Source organism: Luteimonas composti (genome assembly GCF_042678665.1).
In the GTDB taxonomy this organism is placed as follows: domain Bacteria; phylum Pseudomonadota; class Gammaproteobacteria; order Xanthomonadales; family Xanthomonadaceae; genus Luteimonas; species Luteimonas composti.
On the sequence record NZ_JBHTKU010000002.1, the window covers coordinates 543,587 to 569,243 of the forward strand.

Below are 25,657 nucleotides of genomic sequence, written 5' to 3' on the forward strand. Positions count from 1 at the left end.
ACCGCCGGAGGGCAGTTTTGGCGATGTCCCCCGCACGCGGCTGGAACGATGCGATCCGGCCGCTCAGGGGGAACAGCCAGCGCACGGCGCAGATCGCGAAACCGGATGCCGGAACGCCGTTCCGCCTGGTCCGCGCCCGGTCGGTGCGACGTCCGCTGCGTTCGTCCCGTCGATGCACGGCAGAAGGGGGCGCTTCGCCACGGATCGCGCCGCACTGCCGACCGGCCGGCCGGACCCGACGCGGGAAACAAGGAGGATCGCTCCGGTCGTCGTCTGCGCGTCGCTTCGATTGCATCCGTTACCGTTCTGCACGCGCCCCCGCAGCTTGTGTAATGTCCGCATCTCTCCCTGATGGAAGGACTCCCCGATGCGCGTCAGGGTTTCCGCGTGCCTGCTGGTCGTGCTCGGCCTGTGCGCCAGCAGCGTCCCCGCCCATTTCAGCGTGGACATGGCCGATACCCACAAGTCGCGCTATGGACCGGGCGAGATCAAGAGCGCGCCCTGCGGGCGTCCCGACGGCGAACGCGGCAGCGATGTCTACACGTACTCGCCGGGCGAGACGATCAAGGTCTCGTGGGTGGAATACGTCGGGCACCCCGGCTATTACCGCATCGCCTTCGACAGCGACGGGCACGACGATTTCCGCGACCCGGCGAGCATCCGGCCGGCCGGACGCAGCTGCGGCGTGGGCGAGCCCAACTGCGGCGCGGGCGACTTCTACAACAACGCGACGGTGCTGATCGACGACTTCGGCCGGCACGACGACAGCCCGCATGGGAAGCAGTACTCGGTCGACGTCAGGCTGCCGGACGTGGAATGCGAGCAGTGCACCCTGCAGATCCTCCAGGTCATGACCGAGCAGGACAAGGCGCCGTACGACCCGACGGCGGAGAACGCCGACGACCTCTACCACCAGTGCGTCGACCTGAGACTGCGGCGCGGCGCCTGACGGACAACGGGGGCGGCCGGCCGTGCGGGTCGGACCGGTCAGGAAAGCGGATCCGCTGCCGCCAGCAGGATCCGGGCGCCGGCCATCGGCGCCCCGTCCGACTCCGGGGCCGACGCGTCGCGTTCGACGCGGTTGCGCCCGCCGCGCTTGCCGCGGTACAGCGCGGCGTCCGCCGCCTGCATCGCCCGCGCCAGCGTGACCTGGTCGTCGAAGCTGCCCGAAACGCCGACGGTGACCGTGCAGCGCACCGTCTCGCCGCCCGCCACCTGCAGCATGGCGGCCGATGCAATGGCGTGACGTATGCGTTCGGCCACCTGCAATGCGGTCGCGTCGTCGGCACCCGGGCAGACCGCAGCGAACTCCTCGCCGCCCATGCGGCAGACCAGGTCGTCCTTGCGCACGGCGCCCCGCAGTACGTCGGCGACCGCGCACAGCACCGCGTCGCCGGCCTGGTGTCCATGGCGGTCGTTGATGCGCTTGAAATGGTCCACGTCGATCAGCAACAGGCGCGCGCACGCATCGGCGCGCCGGAAGTGTGCGTCCAGGGCTTCGGTCAGCCCGCGCCGGTTGAGCAGCCGCGTCAGCGGATCGCGCGCCGCGTTGCCGCGGAGCGTGTCCGTCAGCCGGCGCAGTACCAGCCAGACGATGGACGGCGGGATGATCGTCGCCAGCGAGCACATGTAGACGTAGAAGATCATCTGGAACCGGCCATCCATGTCCAGTGCCGGAAGGCCGCCGGCCAGCAGCTTGGCCAGCTTCATCGCGTTCAATATGCAGATGCCGCCGATCAGCGCGGCGAACACCAGCATCTCGCCGCGCAGGTCGCGCGCGAACGTCCGCATGCCCGCCACCAGGACGACCACCATCGCCGCGAAGCACAGCGCGCAGGTGGCCGAGAGCAGGGCGTAGCGCGCCACCGGGCCCCAGGCCCAGTGCATCGCCAGCTGCAGCAGCGCATATCCGGTCCCGACCGCGACAAGTGGCCACAGCAGGGGCGTGCGGCGCCCGAAAAACCGCGCACCGCCCACCGAGTAGGCCGCCAGCGCGCACAGGGTGAGCGAATGGTTCGCCACGCTCATCGCGCTCCAGCCCGCCGGGCCTTCGAGCAGCTGCAGCACGTACGCCGAACCCAGCGCGAGGTTGCCCACGGCGAACGCGTCCGTCCCCATCTTCTCCCCGCCCAGGCGCCGGCTGATGAGCAGGAACATCACCGTGAAGCTCAGCAGGTAGACGCAGAGCATGCCTACGAGAAGGTTGGCGATCATCGACGTCGACGTGGCGATAGGGGCGATGCGTCGATCGCCGGTGCGGGTGCTGCGGTCCGGGAGCGGGACGTGGGCGAAGCATCCTTGCGGCGAACGATGTCCCGGCCGTGGCGGCATCGTGCCGGCCGCCCGCGGGGACGGCCTCGGCACGATAACGGCCGCAGCATCCGGAACTGGAGCCGCGCACGCGGGCGTCGCTTTCGCCGGGCGCAGACGCCGGCCCCCGCGCTTCGCGAAGCACGCGCCGGGGCCCAGACGCAGGAAAGGCGGGCCGGAGCCCGCCTTTCCCTGTGTCGACGATGGTACGAGGAACTTACTCGGTGGCGGCGCCACCGACCGTCAGGCCGCTGGTGTCGACATTGGTCACGCCCTTGATCTCGCGCGCGATGCGGGTGGCTTCGTCGGCCTGCGCCTGGGTTTCGACCTGGCCACGCAGCGTCACCACGCCATTGAGCGTGTCGACGTTGATGTCGAGGCCGGAGACATCCGAGTCGGCCAGCAGCGACGACTTCACCTTGGTGGTGATCCAGGTGTCGTCTACCGGCTGGTCGGAATTCTGGCCGTCGCCCAGGCCGGCATCGGCATCGGCGGTGGCGTCGGTCATCGGCGCCGGGGTCATGGTGTCGGCGGTGGCCGGACCGGCCGGCGCGGTGGCCGGATCCGCCGGCGTGGTGGCCGGGGTCATGTCGGCGTCGTCGGTCGCGGCCTGGGTGTCACGGTCGGCCGAGCAGCCCACGGCAAGGGCGAGCGCGGACGACAGGGCAATGGCGAGGGGAATGCGGGAAGTCTTCATGGGCGTACTCCGTCAGGTGGGAACGGGCGGAAGTGTGGGGACGCCGCCGTTCACGACGCGTGACCGTCCAGCCTGCGCGTTAAGGCAGTTGACGGACGCGTGCAGGTGTCGCGGACGCCCCCTCAGGCGCCGCCCTGCCGCTTCTCGGCCTTGTCTCCCGCCCTCGGGTTGGACAGCTTTCCCGGATGCGCCTGCTCGCGCTTGGGCGGCGGCGATTTCTCCTGGCGCGACTTCCGCATGGTGTCGGGTGTCTGGGGCGTGCCCATGGCGGGTACTCCGTGGATGGATGTGCGCCGAGCCTGCGCCGGTTGCGGTCATGCGCATGTGCAGGCCTGCCATCCTTGCTGCCGCCGCGCGACGCGCTACTGCCCCGAAGACGGCTCCCACAGCTCCACCTTGTTGCCATCCGGGTCGATCACCCAGCCGAACTTGCCCTGTTCGGACGCCTCGGTCCGGTCGAGCACCTGGCAGCCTTCGGCGCGCAGCGCGACCAGCAGCGCATCGAGGTCCGCCACCCGGAAATTGACCATGAAGCTGGCGGTGCCCGGCGCCATGTAACCGGTGTCCTGTGCGAACGGACTCCAGAGCGTCATCCCGGGCGGGCTGCCGTCGCCGCCCCACTGGAACATCGCGCCGCCCCAGTCGCCCGTGTCCAGCCCCAGGTGGTCGCGATACCAAGCGCTCAGCGCCTTGGGGTCGGGCGACTTGAAGAAGATTCCGCCAATGCCGGTGACGCGCTGCATGAGTACCTCCGGTGAAGCAGTCCGATCGATCGGACCCGGCCGCATCCGCCCATATGTACCGGGTCAATCAGGCGATCGTACGCCCATCGTCGCCCGGTATTCGGCGATGGTCTGCGCGGCGGTGGGGTTGGACATCGCCATGCCATTGACGAACACCGCCGGCGCACCGCGCTTGAACACCTCGACGGCGCGATCGATGCCGGCCATCTGCTCGGGCGTCGGGTCCGCCACGTCGAACGCGAACCCGTCGTCCCTGACCACCGGAATTCCCTGCCGGGCCAGTTCGCCCGCAAGCGCCTCGGTGCGCTGTGCCTGCTCCGACGGGCAGTTGCGCGGCGCCAGCACCAGCACCGCACCGGGCGCGATCCCGCCGGGCATCTCGACCGGCACGAAACCGTTCGCGCTGGTGGCCACCCCGGCCAGCGCATCCCGCTCCGGCCACAGCTGGATCGCGCCATAGGCGGCGCAAGCCAGCATCAGGATCAGCACGATTCGCATGAACACCTCTCCCTATCCCGCCAGCACGCGGCATCGATGCCCCGCCGTGGGTGGCCCGCGGACCCCCCCACGCCCAGATGCCCGGCGAACGCTTTCGAATACGGGAGGGCGCGCGATGAAGGCGCGCCTCCCGGGCCCCCTTTGTCTGGACGTCGAGCATAAAGCGGCAAGCGCCCTCCGCCGCGGCTCGCCCGGAAAAAAGATGGCGACCCGACGAACTGGCGGACGGCCACGCGGCGGCTGGTCGCAGAGCCCGGATGCGGGGCGCCTCGTCCGCCTTCATTGCGCGGACACGCGCGCCGTGAGATCCAGCGCCATCTTCCCGAATCTGGATGTCCCCATGCGTGCCTGCCGTTTCCTCCTCGTCGCGACGATCGCACTGTCCGGGCTCGCGGGGCGTGCACAGGCGCAGCAGGTCGAGGCGGTATCCGCGGTCGACCTGGAACGCTATGCAGGCCTCTGGTACGAGCAGGCGCACCTGCCCCTGTTCTTCCAGCGCAACTGCATGGCCAACACCACTGCGCGCTACACCCTGCGCGACGACGGGCGCATCGATGTCGTCAACCAGTGCGATACCGACAAGGGCGAGCGCATCGAGGCGCGCGCCATCGCGCGCAGGGTGGGAGAGAGCACGTCGAAGCTCGAGGTGCGATTCGCCCCGGCGTTCCTGTCCTTCCTGCCGGCCGTCTGGGGCGACTACTGGATCGTCGACCTCGACCCGGACTATCGCTGGGCGATCGTCGGTTCGCCGGACCTCAAGTACCTGTGGATCCTCACCCGCGACAAGGCCTTCCCCAAGGCCGACCAGGACGCGCTGGTCGCCCGCGCGCGGGCCCTCGGCTACGACACCTCGCGCCTGGTCGAAACGCCGCAGCGCTGAAGGGTGTCAGGGGTCCCGGGACCGGGGCCATCGTGGCGCTCCCGGCCCGTGCCGGCGCAACGACGCAGAACCTGTCTCGGTGCGACGGCATGGACGGGCGGCGATGGGATGTGCGGATGGTCGGTCGATCCACACCCAGTCCATTCGTCGGGACAGTGAGGGTGCGGCTCGCGCGCCCTACCGGACTGGAGACCGCCCATGCTCAGCCTGCCATGCATCGTCGAACACAGCGCCACGCCCTACGTCGCGCTCAGGAAGCGCGTCACGCTGCCGTTCGACGACGAGATCCCCGGCATCCTCGCCAGGCTGTCTGCGTACCTGGCGCAGCACGGGCTGCCGGCGACGGGTCCGGTGTTCTTCAAGCACAACGTGGTCGACATGCCGGACCTGGAAATGGAGTTCGGCGTCGCACTGGCGCAGCCGGTGGAGGCGGACGGCGAATTCACCAGCGGCATGCTGCCGGCCGGCCGCTACGCCGAGATCGAATACACCGGCGCCTACGACGACCTGCTCGTGGTCAATGCCGTGCTGATCGGCTGGGCGCGCTACACGGGCCTGGTGTTCGACAGCCGGCAGCGGCCGGATGGCGAGTGGTTCGCGCACCGCTCCGAGATCTGCCACGTCAGCCCGGCGGGAACGCTGGACCTGGGCCACCTGCGCACCACGGTGACAATCAAGCTCAGGGATCCGTAGGGAACGACCCAGGCGGGGCGACACGCTCGACCGTGCGGCCTGGATTGCGCGCGGGACCGGCATCCTTTCCCGCCACTGTGTTGCCAAGCCTTGGGGCGCGTCCGGCCAGCGCCTAAGATCGCCCGGACAATCGACAGGAAAGCGGCATGGGCATGTTTGCGTGGACGGAAAAGCCGGCGGCGGTGCTGGACGGCGGCGGCGTCGTGGGCCCGGACGAGCGGCTGCCCTGGGCCCAGACCGGGCTGATGGGCGTGCAGCACGTGATCGCGATGTTCGGCTCGACCGTGCTGGCGCCGATCCTGATGGGCTTCGACCCCAACCTCGCGGTCCTGATGAGCGGTATCGGGACGCTGATCTTCTTCCTCGTCACCGGCGGCAGGGTGCCGAGCTACCTGGGCTCGTCGTTCGCCTTCATCGGCGTGGTCAACGTGGCCACCGGCTACGTCGCCAGCCAGGGCGTCAACGCCAACATCGGCCTGGCCCTCGGCGGGATCATCGCCTGCGGGCTGGTCTACACGCTGGTTGGCGTGCTGGTGCACCTGGCCGGCACCGGCTGGATCGAGCGACTGATGCCGCCGGTGGTGACCGGCGCGGTGGTGGCCGTGATCGGGCTCAACCTCGCGTCCATTCCCATCAGGAACATGGCCGCGAACAACTTCGACGCCTGGATGCAGGTCGTGACCTTCCTGTCCGTGGCGCTGGTGGCGGTGTTCACCCGCGGCATGGTGCAGCGACTGCTGATCCTGGTGGGCCTGGTCGTGGCCAGCCTGGTCTATGCCGCGCTGACCAATGGACTGGGCCTCGGCAAGCCGATCGACATGGGCGCGGTGCTGGCCGCGCCCTGGTTCGGCCTGCCGTCGCTGCGCACGCCGGTGTTCGACGGCCGCGCGATGCTGCTGATCGTGCCGGTGGTGATCATCCTGGTGGCCGAGAACCTGGGCCACATCAAGGCGGTGACGGCGATGACCGGCCGCAACCTGGACCGGTACATGGGCCGCGCCTTCATCGGCGATGGCGTGGCCACGATGGTGTCCGGCGCCGCCGGCGGCACCGGGGTGACCACCTATGCCGAAAACATCGGCGTGATGGCGGCCACCCGCATCTACTCCACTGCGGTATTTGTGTGCGCGGCGGCGATCGCGATCCTGCTGGGCTTCTCGCCGAAGTTCGGCGCGCTGATCCAGGCGATCCCGCTGCCGGTGATGGGCGGCGTGTCGATCGTGGTCTTCGGCCTGATCGCCATTGCCGGCGCGAAGATCTGGGTCGACAACCGGGTCGACTTCGCCGACACGAAGAACCTGATCGTCGCGGGCATCACCCTGATCCTGGGCACCGGCGAGTTCACCCTGAAGTTCGGCGAATTCGCCCTGGGCGGCATCGGCACGGCGACCTTTGGTGCGATCGCACTGTATGCGTTGCTGGATCGCGGGTCGCGGCGCGACTAGCGGCTCAAGTTCCTCCCGCGGGCAAGGCCACGTCGGGGACGCCGCGACAGCAGGGCAGAACCGCCAGCCTGGTGCTGTAGAACCAGAGGAACCCGGCACCCGGCTGCCTCATGGCCCCCTGCCGCTATCGGCCGAGCAGCATCGTTGCCCGGCTCAACAGCAGCTTCCCGACCAGCGCGATCGGGAAGGACTTGTAGGCAGGCACGTCGTCCGGCCCGGGAGTGCAGGTTGCGAACCGCATGGCGATACGCGACCGGAGCGCGGGCGCCGACGCGATGCGGGCGCGATAGACCGAGATCCAGTGCTGCGCGTTGTCGAAGGCCAGGAACATGGGGCTGTTGCAGCAGGACGCCACCATGCGCCGGGTTGGCGAGTCCTGGCGCAGGCGAAACGGCTTCAGCAGCCCACTGCCTGTTGTGACGTCATAACGGTCCTTGCGATGCAGGACGTAGTGGGTCCCGCCGAAAGCATCTGTCGTCGATACCGGGGCAGGCAGCGCATCGAGCGCGCGCGCTGCCGCCTGGCAGTCGTCGCAGTGGCACGCCGCGCAATAGATGTGCGCGCCATCGAGTTCGACGGTCACCTTGCCGCAGGCGCAGGTGGCGCAGGTCCGTTGCATCGCTCAACTCCCTTGCTTGCGAGTTCACACGGGTGCGGCCCGCTTCCCCGCTCCAGCCTAGTCGCCGTTGTCGCGTGCTGGCAAGTAGCGCGGCACCCGTTCCAGCAGACGCTGCACCAGCCCGGGCGCCATGTAGTCGTACACATCCGGAATGCCAAGCACCGCGAGTCGCTTGCCACGCAGCTGCGGCAGGAACCGGGCGGCGATCTTCGTTCGGTGCGCCGCCTCCATGACCAGCACGACGTCCGCCCAGTCGAGCAGCTCGGCAGACACCGGGCAGTCCGCATCGTGACCGGTACCGGCGGAGGCCGTCTCCACGCCCGGCCAGTCCGCGAACACCTGCTCCGCGGTCGGGCTCCGCAAACGGTTCTTGCCACAGACGAACAGGACGTGGCAGCTCAAGGGACCATCCGTGTTGGCATCGGCCCCATTGTCGTACAGGGGTGGGCCGGTCTCACGCTTTGCTTGCGGCCGGAGCGCAGCCAAACCCCCAGGCTCAGGAGTGCCGGCGCACCCATGACGCCGAAGGTCGTCATCCCGACCAGCCCCGCGCGCTGGGACGTCGGACGGGATGTGGCCTTGCCGCGGTCATGCATGGCGACGCCGAGGCCGAACCTCATCATCAGCGCGCAGCAGGGCGCCGGCGCCCGGGGCCCGATTGGACCTGCGCTGCCGCCTGCGGCGACGGTCCAGCGAGCTCTCCACCATGAGCCCGGTGGTGTCCGGGCTGCTGCTGCGGCCAGCGGTGCGGTGGAATGGCGAGGCGGTTCCAATCGGCAGGCCGGCGAGGCGGTGGCAGGGTTTCCCGCCTCGGTGGCTTGCAGCCGCGAGGGCCCGGCCTTCATGGTCCCCACACGGCCGCTGTGAGATCTACCCGGACCCTTCGATCCCGGATACCTCCATGCGCCATGCCCGCTCCACTGCAGCCGCCGCCGCGCTGCTCTTGTCGGCCACGTTCTCCGTCCAGGCCCAGTCCCCGGAACTCGAAGCCGTCGCCTCGGTGGACCTGGAGCGTTATGTCGGCACCTGGTACGAGCAGGCCCACCTGCCGCTGTTTTTCCAGCGCAACTGCGTGGCGAACACCACGGCCCGCTACGCCCTGCGCGAGGACGGGCGCATCGACGTGGTGAACCAGTGCGACGACAAGGACGGCAAGCGCATCGAAGCGACCGCCATCGCGCGCCGCGTGGGCGAGAGCACCTCGAAGCTGGAAGTGCGGTTCGCGCCCGCGTTCCTGTCGTTCCTGCCGGCGGTCTGGGGCGACTACTGGATCCTCGACCTGGACCCCGGGTACCGCTGGGCCATCGTCGGCTCGCCGGACCGGAAGTACCTGTGGTTCCTCACCCGCGAACAGGCGTTCCCCGAGGCGGAGCTGGACGCGCTGATCGACAAGGCCAAGGGCATGGGATTCGAGACTGCCAGGCTGATCCGGACGGAGCAGCGCTGAAGGGAGCCGGCGGCGCCGGGTCGTGCGGCATTCGCGGCCGCGGGAGCGGGGGGCGGCGCCCCCGGTCCGCAGCGACACCCGGTGAGGCCGCCGCGGGACTCGCGGCGGGGCCCTGATCGGCAGTTCCGCAGGATCGGGGGTCAAGATTTCCCTTCGCCGGCCGATGGATGTATTCATGGCCACGGTCGGCCGGCTGCGGCGACCGGGATGCCGGGTCTCCCATGCGGGCGCTTTCACTGGGCGGCGGGCGGGGGACAGCATCGTCGCCGTTGTCGTCGTGGGAGCCGGACTCATGCCAGCACGGGAAGCAGGACAGGCGCACGGCGGGGCGGACGCGGACCGGCTGGGCGCACACGGGTGGCAGGCCAGTTCTCCCCTGTGGGCATTGGCGTTGCTGCTGCTGGGCCTGCTGGCCACCGCCGCGACCGCGCGCCACCAGTGGATCCAGCAGCAGCGGCAATCGGGGCTGCTGCAGCAGGCCCTGGCCAATGCGGCGCAGGCCCGCATGCGCCAGCCGCTGGACGGAGCGGCCATGGTGCTGCGCTCGATGCAGACCGTGTTCCTCGCAAGCGAGGGCATGGACCAGCAGGAGTTCGCCCACTACCAGCAGAACCTGCGCCCGCACCAGTTGTCGCAGGGGTACGTGCTCACCGCGTTCGCGCAGCGCGAGGCCAGCCCGGACCCATCCGGGGCGGGCACGTATCGCTACCAGTTCGTGGCGCCGCTGGAAGGAAACGAGGTCCTGCTCGGCTTCGATATCAGCCGGCAGCCGGAGAACCTGCGGGCGCTGCAGCTGGCGCGCGACCGCGACCTGCCGACCGCCTCGGCACCGTTCCAGCTGATGCAGTTCCAGGGCGCGGAGGGCGCGCGGGGGATCACGGTGCGCCTGCCGGTCTATTCCCGCGGCACGGTGCCGCTGACGGTCGCCGACCGCCGCGCCCGCGAGATCGGCGCGCTGGCGGTCAGCCTTCGGCTGGAGCCGATGATCACCAGGGCCCTGCAGGGCCGGGTGCTGGAATACATGCACGTGCACATCCGCGACCTGGATGCGGCCGCGGGCCAGGAGCTGGTCTTCGCCTCGGCGGAGGCGGCGCCGACCCTCCCAGCGCAGGTGCGCCAGGTGGATTTCGGCGGCCGCCGCTGGGAAATGCGCCTGTGGCCGCGCCGGGACACCACCGAATGGGGACAGCTGCGCGCGATACTCGTCGCCGGCACCGCGATCAGCGTGCTGCTGGCGCTGCTGCTGTGGTCGCAGATGACCACCCGGCGCCGTGCGGTGGAGCTGGGGCGGCGGATGAGCGAGCGTTTCGGCGAAAGCGAAGCGCGCTTCCGCACCCTCAACGAGCTGCTGCCGGCGCTGGTGCTGCTGGCCAATGGCGATGGCAGCCGGATCACCTACGCCAACCAGGCCGCCCGCGAGCTGCTGGGCGACGTGGTCGACTCGCCCCTGCGCGCGCTGTTCGCCGACAGCCGCTTCTGCGAGGATGCGATCGCCGCTGCGACGGGCGACAGCGGCTGGCGCAGCCAGGAGGCGATGCTGGCCCCGGCGCGCGGTGAACCGTTCTGGACCAACGCCTCGCTGGCGCAAGTCGAGGTCGAGGGCGTGCCGCACCTGCTGATGATCGCCACCGACACCAGCGCGCAGCGCGCGATGACCGAGCGCCTGCATTACCAGGCTACCCACGACGAGCTGACCGGCGTGCTCAATCGCCGCGAGTTCGAACGGCTGCTGCGCGAAGCGCTGGCCGGACGCGACGACGCGGCCGCGGCCATGCCGTTCGCGCTGCTCTACTTCGACCTGGACCAGTTCAAGCTGGTCAACGACCTGTCCGGGCACGCCGCCGGCGACCAGCTGCTGGTGCAGCTGGCGCGGGCCATGCGCGCCGAACTCGGTCCCGGCAGCCTGCTTGCCAGGCTGGGTGGCGACGAGTTCGGGGTGCTGGCCCCGGGCGTGGACCTGGCCCAGGCCGAGGCACTGGCCGAGCGGATCCGCCGCAGCATCGAACGGCACATTTTCCGCTGGCGCGAACGCACCTATACCCTCAGCGCCAGCATCGGCCTGGTCATGGTCGAGCGCAAGGGCAGCACGCTCAAGGACCTGCTGGCCTGGGCCGACAGCGCCTGCTACCAGGCCAAGGAAAGCGGACGCAACCGCGTCTGCACGTATCGCGAAGACGCCGCCAGCACCCATCGCATCGGCGAGATGGAGTGGGCCAACCGGCTGCGCGGGGCACTCGAGCAGGGCCATCTGCTGCTCGACTACCAGGAGCTGGTGGCGCTGGACCCGGCGCCAGGCGAGGGCGTGCACGTGGAGCTGCTGCTGCGCATGCGCGACCCCGCCGGCGGCGTGATCCTGCCTGGTGCCTTCATCGGCGCTGCCGAGCGCTACGGCCTGATGCCCGCCGTGGACCGTTGGGTCATCCACACCGCGCTGGCGAACTTCTCGCGGCTGCATCCCTGCGGTTCCGAACTGCGCAGCTGTTCGATCAACCTCTCCGGCGCCAGCGTCGAGGACGATGGCCTGGCGGATTTCATCCTCGATGCGGTGGCCGCCTTCGGCGTGCAGCCGCAGCGGCTGTGTTTCGAAATCACCGAAACCGTGGCGGTCCGCGACCTGCGGCGTGTCGCGCAGGTGATGGAGCGCCTGCGCGCGGCCGGGTGCCGGATCGCGCTGGATGACTTCGGTGCCGGCATGTCCTCGTTCGGTTACCTGAAGAACCTGCCGGTGGACAACATCAAGATCGACGGCAGCTTCGTGCGCGACCTGGGGCGCGAGCCGGTGAGCCGCATCATCGTCGATGCGGTGACCCGGATCGGCCACGAGCGCAAGTTGCTCGTGCTGGCCGAGTGGGTGGAGGAGGAGAGCGTGCTGTCGGTGCTGCGCGAACTCGGCGTCGACTACGCCCAGGGCTTCCTGCTGCATCGGCCTGAGCGGGTGGTGTTCCAGCGTTAGCCTGTCGGGCCCGGGTGGCGAAACCGGCGGAAGAATGGATCGAACGCTTGCCCGGTCCGGTTTGGATGGTTCTGAAACCATTTGCCCCACTTCCCGCTGTACCGGGAAATCGGCGATACCTCCCTATACTCGCGGGCAAGCCATCAACGAAGGACCGAGCATGACCGATCGCAGCCGTCGGGATCTCCTCGTCGCCGCCACCGCCCTGGCGGTCGGCGCGACCGCCACCGGCGCCCGCGCGGCCGCGCCGACGCCCGCCAGCAAGGCATCGTTCCCGCCGGTCGTGCACCACGTGTTCTTCTGGCTGAAGAATCCGGATTCCCCGGAGGATCGCGCGAAGCTCCTCGCAGGACTGCGAACCCTGGCGGGCATCGACACCGTGCGCGGCATCCATATCGGCGTGCCGGCGGACACCGAGCAGCGCGGCGTGGTCGACGGCAGCTACAGCGTCTCGGAGCTCCTGTTCTTCGACGACGTGGCCGGGCAGGACGCGTACCAGGTCCATCCCATCCACAAGCAGTTCGTTGCCGACTGCGAACACCTGTGGGAGCGCGTGGTGGTGTATGACGTCATGGGTGTTGCGCCCTGATCCTTCTGCCCTGAAGGCCCGGTTCCGTCCCGTGCGGCCAGCGGTGCGAATGGCTCCCGGTGGTTGGGCGGCAGGTGAGTCCACCTGCGTCCATCCACCGGCCGGAAGGGCGCCGCGAAGAGGAGCGCCTTATCTTCGCCTGGCCGTCAGCAGGACCGCACCGATCCCTCCCAGCACGAACAGCGCCGAGACGGCCGACCTGGCGCTGATCTGCTCGCCCAGGGCCAGCACGCCCATGACTGCGCTGATCACCGGGACCGACAGCTGCACCGAGCTGGCGCTGATCGCGGACAGGCGCACGCGCACCCAGTACCAGATGACGTAGCCGATGCCCGAGGTCAGCACGCCCGACACCAGCGCGTACACCACGCCGGTCGGGTCCAGGTGCAGGCTGCGGTGCCGTAACAGCATCAGGACCACGGTGAGGGGAACGGCCAGCAGGAAGCTCAGCGCCGTGCCCGCTAGTGGGTTCCCACCCGGACGCCCCGAAAGCGAGAATGCGCCCCAGGCGAATCCGGCCAGCGCCATCAGCGCCGCGGCGCCCAGCGGCGGCGCCGAGGCGCCGGGCGCCAGGAACACGACCAGTCCCGCGCACGCCACCAGCAGGCCGATCCAGCTCGTGCGCTCGCCCCGGGCGATGCCCCAGGAGATCATCAGCAGCTGCACCGCGGCGAACAGCACCAGCGCGCCTGCGCCGGTATCCATGTGGCGATAGGCGAACGAATACGCCGCCGCATACGTGAACAGCATCGCCGCCGGCAGCCATCCGTCCCGCAACCGACCGGGTCGCTCCCGCCGGAACCCCAGGATCGCCAGCAGCGTCAGCGCGCCAGACGCGATCCGGATCGCCGTGAACGACGCCGCATCGATCGACGTCGTCCCCATCGCCATCCGCGCCAGCAGCGAATTGCCGGCGAACGCCAGCATCGCCACGCAGGTGAGCAATGCGACCTTGACGCGCATGCCTGTGGATTCCCCCGTCACCTCGTTCCGGCCCCCAAAGAACAATAGTGGCTGGGCAGGCTGATGGAACAGAGTCGGAAGAACAAGCCGTCACCGTGGTCCTGCATGGGCTGGCCCTTCTCGAGAAATGCACTTTGGGGTGGCGCAGAATTTCGGGAAATCTGATAGCGGAACACCGAGCCCCGGATAGCCCCATGCCAACTGCGAGCAGTCAGCGGTCGGGCACCGATGCAGGAGATGAACCTGCCCCCGTTATTCCGCTGCTCCAGACGCCCGCACCGAATGACGAAGCCAGGAGGCCGAACGCATCCACGTCCTTGTTGTCAGAACGGCGCTCCTGGCAACCGAATCGCGCAGAAGAGGGTTGGTTCATTGGCTGCTGTCAAAAAAAAATGACCCTGACCCTTTTAACCCCCTGACCCCGTCCTCACTGGAATCATGTCCAGGCCTAAAAATGAACCTGACCCCTTTTCCCTTTGGCGATGCTTAGCCAAATGGTCTCGCCAGATTAAAAACGTGGGGATACCTTAATCCTTGGCTAGATCATAAATCGCCCACTTCTAGGTGATCCGGCTCCCACTCCCACTCTCTCTCGATCTCGTGTGCATCAAGAATGTTATCCACCTTCTCGTCTCCGTAATGCGCGCAGAGAGCGTCGTAAGAGTCTCTGTCCAGCGCACCCCAGTTTCCATTCCATGCTTTGTCAAAGTATTGGTCGAGGTCGTTAAAGAGCATCACGTCTCGAACGACGCCCGGCAGGGCTCCCTCGGGATTGGAGTTAAGCATCATGGCTCTGACTTCGGGAGTCATCAGCGCATCTAATTCTCGAAGATTTTCGATGCCGAAGTTCTGCAGTTCTTCGATAAGCTTCGTCCAAATTGAAGGGTCCGCTGGGTCCTGAAGATCAGCGCCTAGTCGGATAGAAAGAAGTTCGCGGACGCTGGAGGAATTTAGTTCAATCGAGAGATCTCCGCTTCCCGCCTTCTTCGCGACTTCTGCCGCGTACTGCTGGACCGCTTGTGATAGCTCGTCAAACTGTGTGTCCGCAAGCTCAAGTAGACCTGCCAGCAGCGAGAACTTGCGCTTCAAATGCGAAGGAAGTGTGCCACGTAGCTTGTAGCCGCGATCGTGTTCAATCTCTGCCCAGGCGTGCTGCAGCGCAGTTCGAATTTGTATTTCAAACTTGCAGTTTGCAAAGCGTTTGAACTCTGGGAGGTTGAGGCGTGCATCGCCAAGGTCGCAGATCAGATGGAGGGATCGATAGCCAACGCGGTCAGCACCCAGTGCTTCGGACTTGTCGATTGAGTCGTTGTCGTGCACTCGAAATGCGTCGCTTATGACATCCTTCGCTCTCGAAATGTCAGACTCGATAAGGACAATCACTCTCAGACCTGCTAGGTCTGTAACGTCGACTGATGGGTCCTGATAGGGCTTTTTGTTGATCTTGTCGGTGAAGCTTTTCACCGATTTTGACCTGCCCTGCACGTCCACGAAGGAGATGGAGTTCGCAGAGAGAAGCGACCGAAGTAGCTCTCTAGTGTTTGCGACCAGATCGTCGTAGGTGGGCTTGTTCTGCTCGTACCAATCTACCGCCTTCCGAACGCCCTTCTTCATTCGCGCCATGTTCTTCCTTGGGCCTGAGCTTCTAATAGAGATGGTGTTGGTTCGGTTCGGTGCGCGCGGCTGGTTACTGGCCTGATGCGATCGTGACCAGTTGCAATTCTCATGGGGCGCTTGGTTGGTCCGAGATCCCAGGGAAAGCTAGGTCGCTGTAAGCACGAGCCCTTCTTTCTCACTCAACGATGTCGCAGCCGCTCACCCGCACTTGCTATACCCACAATTCAAACAAGTCGCGCACCCATCCATGATCACCAGCGCCTTGGTGCTGCACTTGTGGCACATCGTGGCGCTGGGCGGGAAGCTGGTGCCGTCGCCGGTGACTTCGATGTCTTCTTCGTGGTGGGAGGACGTCGCGGCGGAGCCGCCCCCATCCCGGCCTTCCCCCGCCTTGGCGGGGGAAGGAGCAGGGCCGTCGCTTACGTCACTGTTTTTTTTTGAGCGCTCTTCGTACTGCTTGCGCTTCTCCGCGATCAGCGCCTTCTGCGCGGCGCTCATCTCCGGGTCGTGCAGCATGCCGATCGACTTGAGGTGGTCCTCGACGATACTGCCCAGTTCGGCCACCAGGCTGGGCATGTACACCCCGCCGGCCTTGAAGTAGCCGCCCTTGGGGTCGAACACGGCCTTCATCTCTTCCACCAGGAAGGTCACGTCGCCGCCCTTGCGGAACACGGCGCTCATGATGCGGGTGAGCGCGACGATCCACTGGAAGTGCTCCATCGACTTGGAGTTGATGAAGATCTCGAACGGGCGGCGGTGCTCGTGCTCGGTGCCGGCGTTGAGCACGATGTCGTTGATGGTCACGTACATGGCGTGCTCCACCAGCGGCGACTTGATCTTGTAGGTGCTGCCGATCAGCACCTCGGGGCGCTCGATGCGCTCGTGCATCTGGATCACGTCGGCGCTCTTGGGCGTTTCGGCCTCGACCTTCTCGCGCGCGACGGAGGCGCCGGCGATGGCCTTGTCCTTGTCCTCGGGGCTGACGACGGCGTAACCGGTGATTTTCTTCTGGATCTTGACGGCCATTGTGGTTCCTGGTGCTGCGTGTTGCCGGGGGAATGAGGGGCGGGCGCCATGCGGCGGCCCGGGAATGCCGCCGCACCACGGGGCGCGGCGGCCGGAGCCGGCCTTAGCTGCCGGCGGTCTTGCGCGGTGCGGTCTTCTTCGCGGCCACCTTCTTGGCGGCGGCCTTCTTCACGGCCTTGGCCACCGGGCGGGCATTGGCGGACTTCTTCGCCGGGGCCTTGGCGGCGGCCGTGCCGCGGGTCGCCTGCTTCGCCGGTGCCTTGGCGGGGGCGGCCAGTGCCTTGGTCGCGGGCGCCTTGGTGGCCGGGCTCTTCTTCGCCACGGCCTTGGTGCCCGCGGTCTTGCGGGTGGCCGCACGCTTCCTGGCGGCCTCCGCGGCGCTGCGGTTCCTGGCGCTGGTCTCGGCCAGCGACTGCTTGGTCGCGGCGATGCCCTTGCTCACCGCGGCCTTGGCCTTGCTGACGGCCTGTTCGGCCCTGGCCGCCGTCTGCTTCGCCGTCTTCACCACCTTGCCGGTGCGCTCGACCACGGTCTTGCCGATGTCCTTCGCCGTGTCGGCGAGGGCGCCGGCGGCACTGCTCAGGGTCCCGTTGACCCGTTGGCGCTTGCTCATGGGTTGGTCCTCGTCAGGTGCTGCTTCGGTAATCGGGGGTGGGCAGGGCCCGGGGAAGGTGGTGCGAAGGTGGAGCGGGGGTGGGACTCAGGCGACCTGTGGCCCCCACCCCGACCCTCCCCCGCAAGCGGGGGAGGGAGAAGGCGCCCCGCGGGCGGGGAGGGCGGGGCGGATCAGAACTTGCCGTGAGCCTTCCCACGGCGGCAGTTCAGAACTTTCCGTAATAACCCTCCTTGAGGGCGTCGAACAGGTTGGCGGCGGTGTGGGTCTCGCCGTCGTATTCAATCTGCTCGTTGCCCTTGACCTCCACCACGCTGCCGTCCTCGAGCTCGAAGCGGTAGGTGGTGTTCTCCAGGTCGGCTTCCTTCACCAGCACGCCCTGGAAGGCGGCGGGGTTGAAGCGGAAGGTGGTGCAGCCCTTCAGCCCCTTCTGGTAGGCGTAGCGGTAGATGTCCTTGAAGTCCTCGTACGGATAGTCCGTCGGGACGTTCGCGGTCTTGGAGATCGACGAGTCCACCCACACCTGGGCGGCGGCCTGCACGTCCACGTGTTCCTTGGGGCTGATGTCGTCGGCGGCGATGAAGTAGTCGGGCAGCTTCGCGTCCGCGTCCTCGGCGAAGGGCATGGCCTTGGGGTTGACCAGCTCGCGGTAGGCCAGCAGCTCGTACGACCAGACGTCCACCTTCTCCTTGGACTTCTTGCCTTCGCGGATCACGTTGCGGCTGTAGTGGTGTGCGAAGCTCGGCTCGATGCCGTTGGAGGCGTTGTTGGCCAGCGACAGCGAGATGGTGCCGGTGGGCGCGATCGAGCTGTGGTGGGTGAAGCGCGCGCCGGTCTCGGCCAGCTGGTCGACCAGTTCCGGCGCCACCTCGGCGATCTTCTGCATGTAGCGGCTGTAGCGCGCGTGCAGCACCTTGCCCGTGATCTTCTGGCCCAGCTTCCAGCCGTCCTTCGCCATTTCCGGGCGCTTGCGCAGCATCTCGGCGGTGACCTCGAACTCCTCGCCCATGATCGGCGCCGGACCCTTCTCCTGGGCCAGCGACAGGCCGGTTTCCCAGCCGGCCACGGCCATCTCGCGCGCCACGCGGCCGGTGAACTCGCAGGACTCGTCCGAGCCGTACTTCATGCGCAGCATGGTCATGGTGCTGCCCAGGCCCAGGAAGCCCATGCCGTGGCGGCGCTTGCGCAGGATCTCGGCCTGCTGCTGCGGCAGCGGCAGGCCGTTCACCTCGACCACGTTGTCGAGCATGCGGGTGAACACACGCACCACTTCCTTGTACTCCTCCCAGTCGAAGGAGGCCTTGTCGGTGAACGGGTCGCGCACGAACTTGGTCAGGTTGACCGAACCCAGCAGGCAGGCGCCGTAGGGCGGCAGCGGCTGCTCGCCGCAGGGGTTGGTGGCGCGGATGGTCTCGCACCACCAGTTGTTGTTCATCTCGTTGACCTTGTCGATCAGGATGAACCCCGGCTCGGCGTAGTCGTACGTCGAGACCATGATCATGTCCCACAGGTGCCGGGCCTTGATGTGGCCGTAGATCCTGCAGGCGACCATGCCGTCGTCGCGGGCGATGTAGCCGTCGGTGTGCGGCCAGTCGCGCCAGACCACCTTGGAGGCGTCGGCCAGGTCGAAGTCCTCGGCCTCCTTCTCGCTCACCGGGAAGACCAGCGGCCAGTCGGCGTCGCTTTCCACCGCCTGCATGAAGCCGTCGGTGATCAGCAGCGACAGGTTGAACTGGCGCAGGCGCCCGTCCTCGCGCTTGGCGCGGATGAAGTCGCGCACGTCCGGGTGGCTGACGTCGAAGGTGCCCATCTGCGCGCCGCGGCGGCCGCCGGCCGACGAGACGGTGAAGCACATCTTGTCGTAGATATCCATGAAGGACATCGGGCCGGAGGTGTGCGCGCCGGCGCCGGCGACGAAGGCCCCGCGCGGGCGCAGGGTGCTGAACTCGTAGCCGATGCCGCAGCCGGCCTTGAGCGTCAGCCCGGCCTCGTGGACCTTCTCCAGGATGCCGTCCATCGAGTCGGTGATCGTGCCCGAGACGGTGCAGTTGATCGTGCTGGTGGCGGGCTTGTGCTCCTGCGCGCCGGCGTTGGAGGTGATGCGGCCGGCGGGGATCGCCCCGCGGCGCAGCGCCCAGAGGAAACGGTCGTACCAGTACTTCTGCTTCTCGGGCGTGGTCTCGGCGTCCGAGAGCGCACGCGCCACGCGCTGGCAGGTGGCGTCGATGTCGGCGTCCACCGGGACGCCGTGCTTGGTCTTGAGCCGGTACTTCTTGTCCCAGATGTCCTGCGAGGCGGGCTGCATCGGGATCTCCCGTTCACCGTGCGTCTTGACTGCTTCCAGACGAACCGTGCTCATGCGTGTGCTGTCTCCTGGTGCTGGCCCGGGTACGTGCCCGGACCGTTGTTATGGTCGCTGCCGGCGCCTGACGACACCGACACGGAAGGAGCGGAACGCGCGTCTGCGGCCGCGCCCGCCCCCTGGATCTTTCGTTTCTGGCGCCCTTGCGGGCCTGTCGCAGGCATCCGCGAGTCCCCCTTGGTGAAAGCGGATGGCCGTTCCGCCATTCTGCCGAAAACCCCACGCCTTGGGCCAGCCTTGCGGGCCGGACCCCAATATGTTGTGGAGGGCCGGGCCACGCTACGCGCGGCCTCCGGCGAAGTCAACAAGGTTTCGGGGGCAATCGAGGGCATCGGCGACAAGACGCCCGCGGGCCGCGGAAAACGGCTGCGTTCAGCTTCGATGGAGCCGCTGCGGACGACACTCGACGGCTGTTCTTGGTGCAGTGCGGCGTGCCGGTTGCGCCGGTCCGGGCCTTGCCCGGATCGGGACGCGCGCCCATCTTGCCCCCGTCCACCGACAGCCTGCGATCCGACCATGCGCCCAGCTCCCACCCTGCTCGTGCTTGCCGCCGCCGCCGCGTTCGGCGGATTCGCCGCCACCGCCATCCGCGAGGCCGTGCAGGCCCCCGCCCATGCCGCGCCCCAGGCCGCGGCCCCCGCGCCGGTGGTGTCGGCGCTGCCGGTCGCCGTCGACGGCCAGCCGATGCCCTCGCTGGCGCCGATGCTCAAGCGGGTCACGCCCTCGGTGGTGAGCGTGCACGCGGCGCAGCGCCGGCAGGTGAGCCCGTTCGGCGCGGATCCGTTCTTCCGGCGCATGTTCCCCGAGCTGACCCAGGAGCAGATCGCGCGTTCGCTCGGTTCCGGCGTGGTGGTCGATGCGCGCAACGGCTACGTGCTGACCAACCACCACGTGATCGAGAACGCCGACGAGGTGTCGGTGACGCTGTCGGACGGGCGCACGCTCAAGGCCGAGTTCATCGGCTCGGATCCCGATACCGACGTGGCGCTGATGCGCATCCCCGCCGAGGGCCTGACCGAGATTCCGCTGGCGGCCGGCGGCCAGCTGGCGGTCGGCGATTTCGTGGTCGCGGTGGGCAATCCCTTCGGCGTGGGCCAGACGGTCACCTCGGGGATCGTCTCGGCGGTGGGCCGCAGCAACGTGCCGGGCGCGGGCTACCAGAACTTCATCCAGACCGACGCCTCGATCAACCCGGGCAACTCCGGCGGCGCCCTGGTCAACCTGCGCGGGGAGCTGGTGGGGATCAACACCGCCAGCTTCAACCCGCGCGGCAGCGCGGCCGGCAACATCGGCCTGGGCTTCGCGATCCCGGTCGACCTGGCGCGCAACGTGATGCAGCAGCTGGCCAGCACCGGCACCGTGCAGCGCGGCACCCTGGGCATCGACACCCAGGCGGTGGACGCGCGCCTGGCCGCGGGACTGGGCCTGGCGGAGGCGCGCGGCGTGGTGGTCACGCGCCTGCACGGCGGCTCGTCCGCGGCCGCCGCGGGCCTGCGCACCGGCGATGTCATCGTCTCGGCCAACGGCCAGCGCATGGACGACCCGGTGGCGCTGCGCAACCTGCAGGGCCTGCAGCCGCTGGACGCGCCGATGACGCTGGAGATCCTGCGCGACGGCGAGCCGCGCACCATCACCGCGCGCCTGCGGGCGATGCCGCGCGACGGCGCCAGCTTCGACGACCGCCTCACCGGCGCCACGCTGTCCGACCTGCCCGAGGCGCTGCGCCGCCAGAACCCGAACGCGCGTGGCGTGCTGGTCGACAAGGTGGACGAAAGGAGCCGCGCCTGGCGCAACGGCCTGCGCGAGGGCGACTACATTTTTGCCGCCAACAGCGGCGAGTTCCGGGACCTGGCGGGTTTCCGCGATACATTGGCCGAGCGCCCGCAGCAGCTCGTGCTCAGGATTTCACGCGGTGGACGCGTCGGGAACCTGATCATGGAGTGACCGGCCACGCGCCGGACCTTCCCCCGATGGCGCCATCGCCACCCATACCAGGAGACACCGATGACTCCCACCTCGACCGACGCCATGAAGGACAACCTGGGCCAGGCCGGCGCCCATCTCAAGACCGCCGCCACCGACGCCGGCGGTTCGGTGCGCAGCGCCGCCACCGCCGCCGCCGAGGAACTGCGTGCAGGCGGTTCCGCGGTCAAGGCCGACCTGGCCGATTCGGCGCTGGCCGGCATTGCCGCGCTGGAACAGGGCGGCAGCGTCGCCCGCGAGCAGGTCGATGCGCTGATGGACAAGGGCAAGGACCTGATCGACAGCGCCGCCGACCTGATCCGCGAGCGCCCGATCGCGTCGTTCGGCGTGGCCTTCGCGGCCGGCTGGATCATCGCCAAACTCGCCCGCAGCAACGACTAAGCCTGCGACGTGGTGGCGGACGCGACCCCCGGGCCGGGCCCCGAGCCCGGCGGCGAGGGCGGCAAGGCGCCGGGGATCGACGAGACCCTGCGCGAACTCAATGCCGCCCGCCGCGAGACGCTGCACGGTGCGCGCAGCACGGTGTCGGCCCTGCGCGAACTGGCGGCGGCCGACTTCGCCCTGGCCCGCGGCGCCCTCGTGCGCAGCCTGGCCTGGGGCGCGGTCGCCGCGCTGCTGGCCAGTTCGGCCTGGCTGCTGCTGACCGTGGTGCTGGTGGCGGGGCTCAACGCACTCGGGATGGACTGGGTCTGGGCGCTGCTGCTGGTGGCGCTGGCCTACCTGGCCGTGGCCGGCTTCTGCGCCTGGCGGATGTCGGGCTACCTCGAACACATGGACATGCGCGCCACCCGCCGCCAGCTCTCGCGCCTGCGCCATCGGCGCGAGCGGGAGGCGGCGGCGCCACCGCCACCGCCAGCACCGGCGCCTGCCGTGCAGGGAGCGGACTGATGGGCTTCCACGACCTGGTGCAACGGGTGCGGGAACGCGAGCTGGCGCTGGAGCAGCGCCATGCACAGGCGAGCGCCTCGTGGCAGGGCCTGCGCGGCCGCTGGCGCGAGGGCTGGACGCCGACGCGGATCGTGCTGGGCGGATTGCTGGGCGGCTTCGTGATCGGCTGGGCGCGCCCGGTGCGCCGGGTGACCGGCCTGCCGGCGTCGCGCTGGGTGCAGATCGCCACCAGCCTGTGGAGCATGACCGCGTCGTTCCGCGCGAAGGAGGCGGCGACGCATGCCGAGGCCGCGGCCGGCGAGGCCGGCGCAGTGGCGGAAACCGCTGCGGAGACCGCCGAAGTCGCGGCGACCGCGACCGGCGTGGCCGACACGGCCGCCGCCCCTGCCGCGCCCGCTGCCGAAGCGGTGGCGCCGGTCGCGCCGGCACGGCCGCTGCCTTCCGATGCGCGCCGCCGCGTGGACACGGGCTGGGACACCGAGCCGCGTCCCGCCGAGGCGGCGACGGAGCTTTCCGAACGCTAGCCGGGCGGCGCAGGGCGCCTGCGCGACAGCCCCGGTTCCGAGCGCGGGCGGGCGTGCGCCTGGCGTGTCGTGCGTGGGCAGCGCAGCTGCCGGCGACCTCGCCGCACCGGGTCGGCGACACGCCGTTCGTACATTCGCGGGTCGTAGCGAGCCGCCGCGTCCGGCGCACCATCACGCTGCCGTGCGGGCCGGCACAGGATCATCACGCACCTCCGCACGCCAGGCCGCCATGCCCCAGGACGCCACGCCGACCCTGTCTGTCGCCGACGAGGCATCGAACGGATCGCCGCCCCGGCCGCGCGGCTCCAATGCGCTGCTGGTGCTGGCGACGCTGGCGGTCGGCTACACGCTGTGGGCGGCGCAGGACGTGATCCTGCCGATCCTGCTGGCGATGTTCTTCGCCCTGGTCGGCAACCCGGTGATCCGCCTGCTGCACCGGCTGTGGGTGCCCCGCTTCCTGGCCGCGCTGCTCGTGCTGCTGGGGGGCATGGCCTTCGCCGGCACGCTGGCCTACCAGATGGCGCCCTCGGCGATCGCCTGGGCGAGCGAGGCGCCACGCGCGCTGCGTGCCCTCGCGCCCAAGCTGCGCGAATTCACCAAGCCGGTGCTGGAAGCCAACAAGGCCGCCGAAACCTTCGCCCGCGCCGCGGGCGGCGACAGCGGTCGACGGCCGCAGGTGGTGCAGACCGCGCCCGATCCCTACCGCATGCTCACTGAAACGCCGCGCCTGCTCGCCTCGCTGCTGGCGGTGGTGCTGCTGACGTTCTTCTTCATGGTTTACGGGGTAAACCTGCAGCGCAACGCGATCGCGCTGCTGCCCGGGCGCCAGCAGAAGAAGTTCACGGTCGAGATCCTGCAGTCGATCGAACGCGAGGTCTCGCGCTACGTGCTCACCATCAGCCTGATCAACACCGTGGTCGGGCTGCTGTTCGCGGTGGCCCTGGTGCTGATGGACATCCGCCTGTCCGAAGCGCTGCTGTGGGGCACGATGGTCGCGCTGCTCAATTTCGCCCCCTACGTCGGGCCGCTGATCGGGATGCTGGCGATGCTGCTGGTCGGCTTCGTGACCTTCGACGATGCCTGGATGGCGCTGATGCCGGCCGCGGTGTACCTGGTGCTGCACACCATCGAGGGCCAGGTGGTGACCCCGATCGTGCTGGGCAGAAGCATGGCGCTCTCGCCGCTGGTGCTGATCCTGGCGCTGATGCTGTTCGGCTGGCTGTGGGGGATCGTCGGGCTGCTGCTGGCCGTTCCCCTGCTGGTCTGCGTGAAGCTGGTGCTGGCCCGGATCGAGGGCATGGAAGGCTGGTCGCGGCTGCTGGAATAGCCGCCGTCCCGGCCCCGGCCCGCGGGACGCCCTGTTGCGGGCGCGCGGCGGCCGGCGCGCCTACAATATGCGGGTGAGTTTTCCGGTCCGCGCCATCACCCTCGACCTCGACGACACGCTGTGGCCGTTCGCGCCGGTCGGCGCCCGCATCGAGCGGGTGCTCGACGAGTGGATGCGCAAGCACAGCCCCGTCACGGCGGCCCGGTTCCCGCTGCTGGAGATGCGCGCGCTGCGCGAACGGGTGTGGCGCGAGAATCCGCAGCTGTGGCACAACATCGCAGAACTGCGCCGGCTGACGCTGGAAATCGCCCTGCGCGACAGCGGCGGCGACATCGCCCTGGCCGGCGCCGCCTACGAGGCCTTCTACGACGAACGCAACCGGGTGGAGTTCTATCCGGACGCGCTCGAGGCGCTGGCGCGGATCGCCGCCCGCGTGCCGGTCGTGGCGCTGAGCAACGGCAATGCCGACCTCGCCCGGATCGGCATCGCCCGGCACTTCGCGTTCCAGCTGCACCCGCGCGAGCACGGCGCCGCCAAGCCGGAGGCGAGCCTGTTCCTGGCCGCCTGCGAGCGCGCCGGGCACGCGCCCGGCGAGGTGCTGCACGTGGGCGACCACGTGGACGCCGACGTGGCGGGCGCGGCGCGCGCCGGCCTGCGCAGCTGCTGGATCCGCCGCGACGACCACCCCGATGGCCTCTGGCCCTACGAGGATGTCCAGCCCGACCTGGTGTTCGACAGCATGACCGGGCTGGCCGACTGGCTGGACGCGCAGGCGGCGGCGTGAGCCTGCTCGGCCGCATCGAGCAGTGGAACGACGCGCGCGGCTACGGCTTCGTGCGCCCGCTCGAATCGCAGGCCGGCGACGCGGCGCGCGCCTTCGTGCACGTGCGCGCGATCGAGCGCGCCGGACGCCGCCCGGCCGACGGCGACCTGGTGCGCTATGCCACCGAGCGCGACGACAAGGGCCGGCTCAATGCGGTGCGCGTGTCCTTCGTCAACGCCACCGCCATGCGCCGCCAGGCCGAGGCGCGCGGGGACGCGCGCGCGGACGCGCGCCGCCGGCAGGCGACCGCGCGGCTCGGCAACGCACTGCGCCGCGGCGCGCTGGCGGCGGCCACGGCCCTGCTCGCCGGCGGCTGGCTGATGGGCGAGTGGGGCGGGGCGGTGGTGCTGTGGTTCGCGGTGGCGAGCCTGCTGAGCTTCCTGTCCTACCGCCACGACAAGGTGTCGGCCGAGCGCGGCCGCTGGCGCACGCCCGAGCGGATATTGCACCTGCTCGACCTGGCCGGCGGCTGGCCCGGCGGCCTGCTGGCGCAGCAGGTGCTGCGCCACAAGTCGAGCAAGCCATCGTTCCAGGCGGTGTTCTGGGGCACGGTGGCGCTCAACATCGCCGCATTCGCCTGGCTGCTGCACGACGGCAGCCTCGACGCCTTCCTGCAGGCGCTGGCCTGACGCCGCGCCCGACTTCCCCGCATGCTCC

At 69.1% G+C, this 25,657-nt stretch carries 26 protein-coding genes; 14 read left to right on the forward strand and 12 right to left on the reverse strand.

The window, feature by feature from the left end:
* Positions 1 to 367 precede the first annotated feature (367 nt).
* Positions 368 to 949 (forward strand): SCE4755 family polysaccharide monooxygenase-like protein, encoded by a 582-nt coding sequence (locus ACFQ2D_RS07115; RefSeq protein ID WP_280943138.1) that lies wholly within the window; start codon positions 368 to 370, stop codon positions 947 to 949.
* A 38-nt stretch (positions 950 to 987) separates the two neighbouring features.
* On the opposite strand, the gene ACFQ2D_RS07120 is transcribed toward ACFQ2D_RS07115, so the two are convergent.
* The 5 genes from ACFQ2D_RS07120 to ACFQ2D_RS07140 all read right to left on the reverse strand — a co-directional run bounded on the left by ACFQ2D_RS07120 (position 988) and on the right by ACFQ2D_RS07140 (position 4,248).
* Positions 988 to 2,214: a GGDEF domain-containing protein gene (locus tag ACFQ2D_RS07120; protein WP_280943139.1), complete on the reverse strand. Its 1,227-nt coding sequence runs from the start codon at positions 2,212 to 2,214 to the stop codon at positions 988 to 990.
* A gap of 313 nt (positions 2,215 to 2,527) precedes the next feature.
* Complete coding sequence (locus tag ACFQ2D_RS07125) at positions 2,528 to 3,007, reverse strand: BON domain-containing protein (RefSeq protein ID WP_280943140.1); 480 nt, start codon at positions 3,005 to 3,007, stop codon at positions 2,528 to 2,530.
* A 122-nt stretch (positions 3,008 to 3,129) separates the two neighbouring features.
* A complete protein-coding gene (locus ACFQ2D_RS07130; RefSeq protein ID WP_280943141.1) occupies positions 3,130 to 3,273 on the reverse strand; it encodes a hypothetical protein in 144 nt (47 codons plus the stop codon).
* Positions 3,274 to 3,369: 96 nt separating this feature from the next.
* On the reverse strand, positions 3,370 to 3,750 hold the full coding sequence (locus ACFQ2D_RS07135; protein ID WP_280943142.1) for a VOC family protein: 381 nt from the start codon (positions 3,748 to 3,750) through the stop codon (positions 3,370 to 3,372).
* A 63-nt stretch (positions 3,751 to 3,813) separates the two neighbouring features.
* The gene (locus ACFQ2D_RS07140) at positions 3,814 to 4,248 is read right to left on the reverse strand and encodes a hypothetical protein (RefSeq protein WP_280943143.1); all 435 of its coding nucleotides are present in this window, start codon (positions 4,246 to 4,248) and stop codon (positions 3,814 to 3,816) included.
* Positions 4,249 to 4,588: 340 nt separating this feature from the next.
* On the opposite strand from ACFQ2D_RS07140, the gene ACFQ2D_RS07145 reads away from it, so the two are divergent.
* From ACFQ2D_RS07145 to ACFQ2D_RS07155, 3 genes are all read left to right on the forward strand, one after another.
* Entirely contained in the window at positions 4,589 to 5,128 is a 540-nt protein-coding gene (locus ACFQ2D_RS07145; RefSeq protein ID WP_280943144.1) for a lipocalin family protein, read from the forward strand.
* 198 nt (positions 5,129 to 5,326) lie between these two features.
* Positions 5,327 to 5,821, forward strand: coding sequence for a GyrI-like domain-containing protein (locus ACFQ2D_RS07150; protein WP_280943145.1), 495 nt, complete (start codon positions 5,327 to 5,329; stop codon positions 5,819 to 5,821).
* A gap of 146 nt (positions 5,822 to 5,967) precedes the next feature.
* Entirely contained in the window at positions 5,968 to 7,266 is a 1,299-nt protein-coding gene (locus ACFQ2D_RS07155) for a solute carrier family 23 protein (RefSeq protein WP_280943146.1), read from the forward strand.
* A 124-nt stretch (positions 7,267 to 7,390) separates the two neighbouring features.
* On the opposite strand, the gene ACFQ2D_RS07160 is transcribed toward ACFQ2D_RS07155, so the two are convergent.
* Complete coding sequence (locus ACFQ2D_RS07160; protein WP_280943147.1) at positions 7,391 to 7,885, reverse strand: GFA family protein; 495 nt, start codon at positions 7,883 to 7,885, stop codon at positions 7,391 to 7,393.
* A gap of 57 nt (positions 7,886 to 7,942) precedes the next feature.
* A complete protein-coding gene (locus ACFQ2D_RS07165) occupies positions 7,943 to 8,287 on the reverse strand; it encodes a low molecular weight protein tyrosine phosphatase family protein (protein ID WP_280943148.1) in 345 nt (114 codons plus the stop codon).
* Between the two features lie 499 nt (positions 8,288 to 8,786).
* Between ACFQ2D_RS07165 and ACFQ2D_RS07170 the strand changes: the two genes are divergently transcribed.
* From ACFQ2D_RS07170 to ACFQ2D_RS07180, 3 genes are all read left to right on the forward strand, one after another.
* On the forward strand, positions 8,787 to 9,332 hold the full coding sequence (locus tag ACFQ2D_RS07170) for a lipocalin family protein (protein WP_280943149.1): 546 nt from the start codon (positions 8,787 to 8,789) through the stop codon (positions 9,330 to 9,332).
* A 385-nt stretch (positions 9,333 to 9,717) separates the two neighbouring features.
* Positions 9,718 to 12,285, forward strand: coding sequence for a bifunctional diguanylate cyclase/phosphodiesterase (locus ACFQ2D_RS07175; protein WP_386795573.1), 2,568 nt, complete (start codon positions 9,718 to 9,720; stop codon positions 12,283 to 12,285).
* Between the two features lie 160 nt (positions 12,286 to 12,445).
* Positions 12,446 to 12,874 (forward strand): Dabb family protein, encoded by a 429-nt coding sequence (locus ACFQ2D_RS07180; protein ID WP_280943151.1) that lies wholly within the window; start codon positions 12,446 to 12,448, stop codon positions 12,872 to 12,874.
* A gap of 129 nt (positions 12,875 to 13,003) precedes the next feature.
* On the opposite strand, the gene ACFQ2D_RS07185 is transcribed toward ACFQ2D_RS07180, so the two are convergent.
* From ACFQ2D_RS07185 to ACFQ2D_RS07205, 5 genes are all read right to left on the reverse strand, one after another.
* Complete coding sequence (locus ACFQ2D_RS07185; protein ID WP_280943152.1) at positions 13,004 to 13,837, reverse strand: DMT family transporter; 834 nt, start codon at positions 13,835 to 13,837, stop codon at positions 13,004 to 13,006.
* A gap of 543 nt (positions 13,838 to 14,380) precedes the next feature.
* Positions 14,381 to 15,451, reverse strand: coding sequence for a GTP pyrophosphokinase (locus ACFQ2D_RS07190; RefSeq protein WP_280943153.1), 1,071 nt, complete (start codon positions 15,449 to 15,451; stop codon positions 14,381 to 14,383).
* A 201-nt stretch (positions 15,452 to 15,652) separates the two neighbouring features.
* Positions 15,653 to 16,480 (reverse strand): TSCPD domain-containing protein, encoded by an 828-nt coding sequence (locus tag ACFQ2D_RS07195; RefSeq protein ID WP_280943154.1) that lies wholly within the window; start codon positions 16,478 to 16,480, stop codon positions 15,653 to 15,655.
* A gap of 103 nt (positions 16,481 to 16,583) precedes the next feature.
* Entirely contained in the window at positions 16,584 to 17,093 is a 510-nt protein-coding gene (locus ACFQ2D_RS07200) for a hypothetical protein (RefSeq protein WP_280943155.1), read from the reverse strand.
* A 208-nt stretch (positions 17,094 to 17,301) separates the two neighbouring features.
* Positions 17,302 to 19,452: an adenosylcobalamin-dependent ribonucleoside-diphosphate reductase gene (locus ACFQ2D_RS07205; protein ID WP_280943156.1), complete on the reverse strand. Its 2,151-nt coding sequence runs from the start codon at positions 19,450 to 19,452 to the stop codon at positions 17,302 to 17,304.
* A gap of 519 nt (positions 19,453 to 19,971) precedes the next feature.
* Between ACFQ2D_RS07205 and ACFQ2D_RS07210 the strand changes: the two genes are divergently transcribed.
* The 7 genes from ACFQ2D_RS07210 to ACFQ2D_RS07240 all read left to right on the forward strand — a co-directional run bounded on the left by ACFQ2D_RS07210 (position 19,972) and on the right by ACFQ2D_RS07240 (position 25,629).
* Positions 19,972 to 21,399 (forward strand): Do family serine endopeptidase, encoded by a 1,428-nt coding sequence (locus tag ACFQ2D_RS07210; protein WP_280943157.1) that lies wholly within the window; start codon positions 19,972 to 19,974, stop codon positions 21,397 to 21,399.
* A 60-nt stretch (positions 21,400 to 21,459) separates the two neighbouring features.
* Positions 21,460 to 21,819 (forward strand): hypothetical protein, encoded by a 360-nt coding sequence (locus ACFQ2D_RS07215; protein WP_280943158.1) that lies wholly within the window; start codon positions 21,460 to 21,462, stop codon positions 21,817 to 21,819.
* Between the two features lie 12 nt (positions 21,820 to 21,831).
* On the forward strand, positions 21,832 to 22,326 hold the full coding sequence (locus ACFQ2D_RS07220; protein ID WP_280943159.1) for a phage holin family protein: 495 nt from the start codon (positions 21,832 to 21,834) through the stop codon (positions 22,324 to 22,326).
* A complete protein-coding gene (locus ACFQ2D_RS07225) occupies positions 22,326 to 22,850 on the forward strand; it encodes a protein sip-5 (protein WP_280943160.1) in 525 nt (174 codons plus the stop codon). The genes ACFQ2D_RS07220 and ACFQ2D_RS07225 overlap by 1 nt, the downstream gene beginning before the upstream one ends.
* Before the next feature lie 229 nt (positions 22,851 to 23,079).
* Positions 23,080 to 24,177 (forward strand): AI-2E family transporter, encoded by a 1,098-nt coding sequence (locus ACFQ2D_RS07230; RefSeq protein ID WP_280943161.1) that lies wholly within the window; start codon positions 23,080 to 23,082, stop codon positions 24,175 to 24,177.
* A 73-nt stretch (positions 24,178 to 24,250) separates the two neighbouring features.
* Positions 24,251 to 24,961: an HAD family hydrolase gene (locus tag ACFQ2D_RS07235; protein WP_280943162.1), complete on the forward strand. Its 711-nt coding sequence runs from the start codon at positions 24,251 to 24,253 to the stop codon at positions 24,959 to 24,961.
* Complete coding sequence (locus ACFQ2D_RS07240; RefSeq protein WP_280943163.1) at positions 24,958 to 25,629, forward strand: DUF1294 domain-containing protein; 672 nt, start codon at positions 24,958 to 24,960, stop codon at positions 25,627 to 25,629. The genes ACFQ2D_RS07235 and ACFQ2D_RS07240 overlap by 4 nt, the downstream gene beginning before the upstream one ends.
* Positions 25,630 to 25,657: the final 28 nt, after the last annotated feature.